This is a genomic window from Bradyrhizobium sp. Leo170 (genome assembly GCF_004296405.1).
Taxonomy (GTDB): Bacteria; Pseudomonadota; Alphaproteobacteria; order Rhizobiales; family Xanthobacteraceae; genus Bradyrhizobium.
The window spans coordinates 1-3,490 of sequence record NZ_PSRR01000538.1; the positions used below are offsets into that span (position 1 = coordinate 1).

A 3,490-nucleotide genomic window follows, 5' to 3' on the forward strand; every position below is an offset into this window, starting at 1 on the left:
GGTCGGAAACACTACTCTACTTTGAAATGGTGCAGCTTGACGCTACGTGCCATTCAAGTCTCTTGAAGGTCGCGGCACGAATATGTACGAACGCTCGGCTTACGGATCTGGTCTTCCTGCGGTTTGTCCAGGATCATACACACTCCTTTCGTATTTGAAATCTGAGCCGCTGGTGGCCTCAGTTTCGCCACGCCGACAAATTCAAGGCATCACCAAGGATGTCGTTGCCGAGCCTTTAGAGAGAAAGATGAAGAAGCACTCTCACGAGGAGATTCTGTCGAAGCTTGCCCGAGCAAATGAGCTTGCACGAGCGGGCAATTCTCAGATGGAGATTTGCAAAGTGCTCGGGGTTAGCGTCATGACCCTTCATCGTTGGCGAAAAATGCCCTTGCATAAGAGTGATGCGACATTCGCGCAATGTGGCACACTTGAGAATGGCGGGTCAGCCAACGCGGGAACGATGGATGACATGCGGGGTGTGTTGGAGGATCTTACAGTCGAAAACCAACGCTTTCGAAAGATCGTCGCGGATCTCTTGCTGGAGAAGACGAGGCTGGAAGAAGCTTTAGCTGCAGCCGTCCGCGCTGGTCAGTCGCGGGCCTGAAATTCTGCCACATCTTCGGCCATGGCTGCCTCAAAAGCAGGGCCCATCCGAACGGAGCGGGTTACAGTTGCGCCACCATTAGCCGAGTTGGTGTTTCGTCACATCGAAGACCTAGTCGGCGAATTCGAGTTCCTCAAGTCCGGTAGCCGATGCCGTCTGGCTCACGGTTTAAACACAGCGTGGCAGTGGAGGTCTCTCCATTGCGATCGATCCTGCCAGGCTCATGGAATCCATTATTCCAAAGTCCGACAGTATCACCTTGCAAGGCCGAGACCGCGGCCGCCGTACGATTAAACAGCCAAACTCGTCAACGCCAGCACGACTATCGAGAAAAAATCGACCTTTGTCCCGATCAGCCTATCGTTACCATGGCGACCGGAAAGGAGACTATCGCTGTGATCTGGAACACGATTTCTGGCTTCAACGGTGAAGTGACCTGAGTGTAGTCGTCTCACCCAGCGCTCACGCGCCGGCGCAAACTGAGGAATCGTTTGTCCAAAACATGGATACCGAGGTCTGCTCGAAGGCTCCGGGGATGTCTCCGCGAGTTGGCGGAATGCTGAGTGAGCACGCCTCGGCAAAGTATGCGCTGTGATACCGATCAGAAGTCAACCTCTTGCGCGGTAGCGCGATGCGCTATCGCTGCCCTCCTTGGGCGTTTCCTCCCTAGACTTGGGCCGCTTGTTCACTACAAGCTGCCTCTTTTTCTTCGGTCACCGCTGTGGCGACACCCGGCTATTCTTTCGGAATTCGGCTTGCGCAGCTGGTTACGCAAGTCCATATCGCTCTCGTCTTCTTCCGCAGTCAGCGTATACGCTAATCGTGTCGCCCGGCGACATAGCTCTTCCCGGTCGAAGGTCCGAAACGATATCTCGGAAATGCTTGCGCCATCGCTGTCACGCCATCATCGGACAGCACTTCCATTCAGGCTCTCAAACGAAGCTTAGAAGATGTCTCTCTCCAGGGGGTTTTCCCGACGTCGCACACGTCTCATGTCCGGCTTCCGACAACCTGTCCATACCTGTCACTGATGTGAGCACCCAATCAAAACGATTGCCAACCAGTGTGCAGCGTCCGCGGAACATTGGCTGAAGATATTGGATCAGCTCGCGATCGTCAGCGTTGGCCCGACCAAACAAGCATGGAAAGCCAATTTCAGGGATGCGATGAAAAGTTTTCAGGCCTCGCTCTCAGGCCTGAGCTGGCGGGCGGGACTGGTTTATGACCTGATCAAGGAGCTTGCGCTCTACGGCCAATATTGGACGGCGGTGTCGATCCGGTCGGCAGCCTAATTACGACGTCCGCAGTAAAGGATTTCAAACTCTACACCAACAACCAGTTTGAGCTCGGTGTAAAGTAGATGTTATGGATGGTGGCGGCGAATGGACGGGCTACTACTAGTACCTCTACACAGAGGTTTTGACTGATTGGTTTGGGATTTCCAAGACGGGGAGCTGTTCAGGAGGGACCAGCACTTCGATGCTGCGCGGCGAGCCGGGCTGGCGCCTGATGATGCCCGCGCGTTCGAGGGTCAACACCATCTGGTGGACGGAAGGCGGGGACACGCCGAAGTGCCGTTGCATCTCCCATTCGGCAGGTGGCCGGCGATGCACGCGCGTGTAGGCGTCGATGAAGGCCAGGTACTGGCCCTGCTTGGGCGTGAAGGCTTTTGCAGAATGACTCACCTTGGCCATCCGATTCAGCTGTTCGTCAGTGCCTCGACAGGCGGAGGCACGGATGAATGTACGCTATCGGGTCGAACTCAGCCAAACCGAGCGCACGGAGCTTCTGAGCGGCGGCAAGCACGCGGCGCGCAAGCTCAAGCGGGCGCAGATATTGCTCGCCGCTGACGCAGGGGTCAGCGACGCGGAGATCGTCCGTAGCGTCGGCGTCGGCGGGTCCACGGTTTATCGCACCAAACGGCGTTTTGTCCTCGGCAATCTGGAGGCGGCGCTCAGCGAGGAGCCGCGGCCCGGGTCGGAACGCAAGCTCACCGGCAAGGAGGAAGCGCTTTTGGTGGCGACCGCCTGCTCAAGCCCTCCGGCAGGCCGCGCCCGTTGGACCCTGGAACTGTTGGCCGAAGCGATCGTCAAGCTGACGCCACACGAGAGCCTGTCGCGCGAGACGGTGCGCCGACGCTTGGCCGAGAGCGATCTCAAGCCGTGGCGCAAGGACATGTGGTGCATCCCTCAGATCGATGCCGACTACGTCGCCCGCATGGAGGACGTGCTCGATCTCTATGCCGAGGCGCCTGATCCGAAGCGGCCGGTGGTCTGCTTCGACGAGAGCCCAATCCAGCTCATCGGCGAAGTGCGCCAGCCGATCCCGGCCACACCGGGACAGATCGAGCGCTACGATTGCGAGTATCGGCGCAATGGCACCGCAAACCTGTTCGTCTTCCTCGACGCGCATCGCTCCTGGCGCAAGGTGAAGGTGACCGAGCGGCGGGCTGCGGAAGACTTTGCGGCCTGCATGCGCGACCTCGTCGACATCCATTATCCCCGAGCCGAGCGCATCCGCCTGGTGCTCGACAATCTCTCAACTCATTCGGCCGGGGCGCTCTACCAGGCCTTTCCGGCCGACGAAGCACGGCGGGTACTGCGCCGACTGGAGTTCCACTACGTCCCAAAGCACGCCAGCTGGCTCAACATGGTCGAGATCGAGATCGGCGTTCTCGCCCGCCAATGCCTCGATCGACGCATCGACGGTTTCGCCCGCCTCGTCGCCGAGACCGCCGCCTGGGAGAAACGGCGCAATGCCGACCGCGCCCGCGTCAAATGGATGTTCACAACCAATAAGGCTCGCGCCAAAATGGCGCGGGCCTATCCAAAACCCATCATCGAATCAGGCCAGGTTCAACGAGTCAAAACCTCTGTGCCGAGGTAC

General features: G+C 58.5%; 4 protein-coding genes. 3 read left to right on the forward strand and 1 reads right to left on the reverse strand.

Annotated features, from left to right (window positions below; all coding sequences use genetic code 11):
- Nucleotides 1–247: 247 nt before the first annotated feature.
- Both CWO89_RS41995 and CWO89_RS42000 read left to right on the forward strand, forming a co-directional pair.
- On the forward strand, nt 248–604 hold the full coding sequence (locus tag CWO89_RS41995) for a helix-turn-helix domain-containing protein (RefSeq protein ID WP_130231652.1): 357 nt from the start codon (nt 248–250) through the stop codon (nt 602–604).
- 1,097 nt (nt 605–1,701) lie between these two features.
- Nucleotides 1,702–1,896, forward strand: coding sequence for a hypothetical protein (locus CWO89_RS42000; protein WP_028169399.1), 195 nt, complete (start codon nt 1,702–1,704; stop codon nt 1,894–1,896).
- 114 nt (nt 1,897–2,010) lie between these two features.
- Here CWO89_RS42000 and CWO89_RS42005 read toward each other — a convergent pair whose 3' ends face one another.
- Entirely contained in the window at nt 2,011–2,298 is a 288-nt protein-coding gene (locus tag CWO89_RS42005; protein ID WP_028169398.1) for a LexA family protein, read from the reverse strand.
- A 43-nt stretch (nt 2,299–2,341) separates the two neighbouring features.
- Between CWO89_RS42005 and CWO89_RS42010 the strand changes: the two genes are divergently transcribed.
- Nucleotides 2,342–3,490 (forward strand): IS630 family transposase (locus CWO89_RS42010; protein ID WP_028169397.1); only part of this gene is annotated, 1,149 nt, incomplete at its 3' end.

Excerpts from the sequence above, each read along its gene's own strand:
- CWO89_RS42005 (WP_028169398.1), bottom strand. The coding sequence starts at position 2,298 with ATGGCCAAGGTGAGTCATTCTGCAAAAGCCTTCACGCCCAAGCAGGGC.
- CWO89_RS41995 (WP_130231652.1), top strand. The coding sequence starts at position 248 with ATGAAGAAGCACTCTCACGAGGAGATTCTGTCGAAGCTTGCCCGAGCA.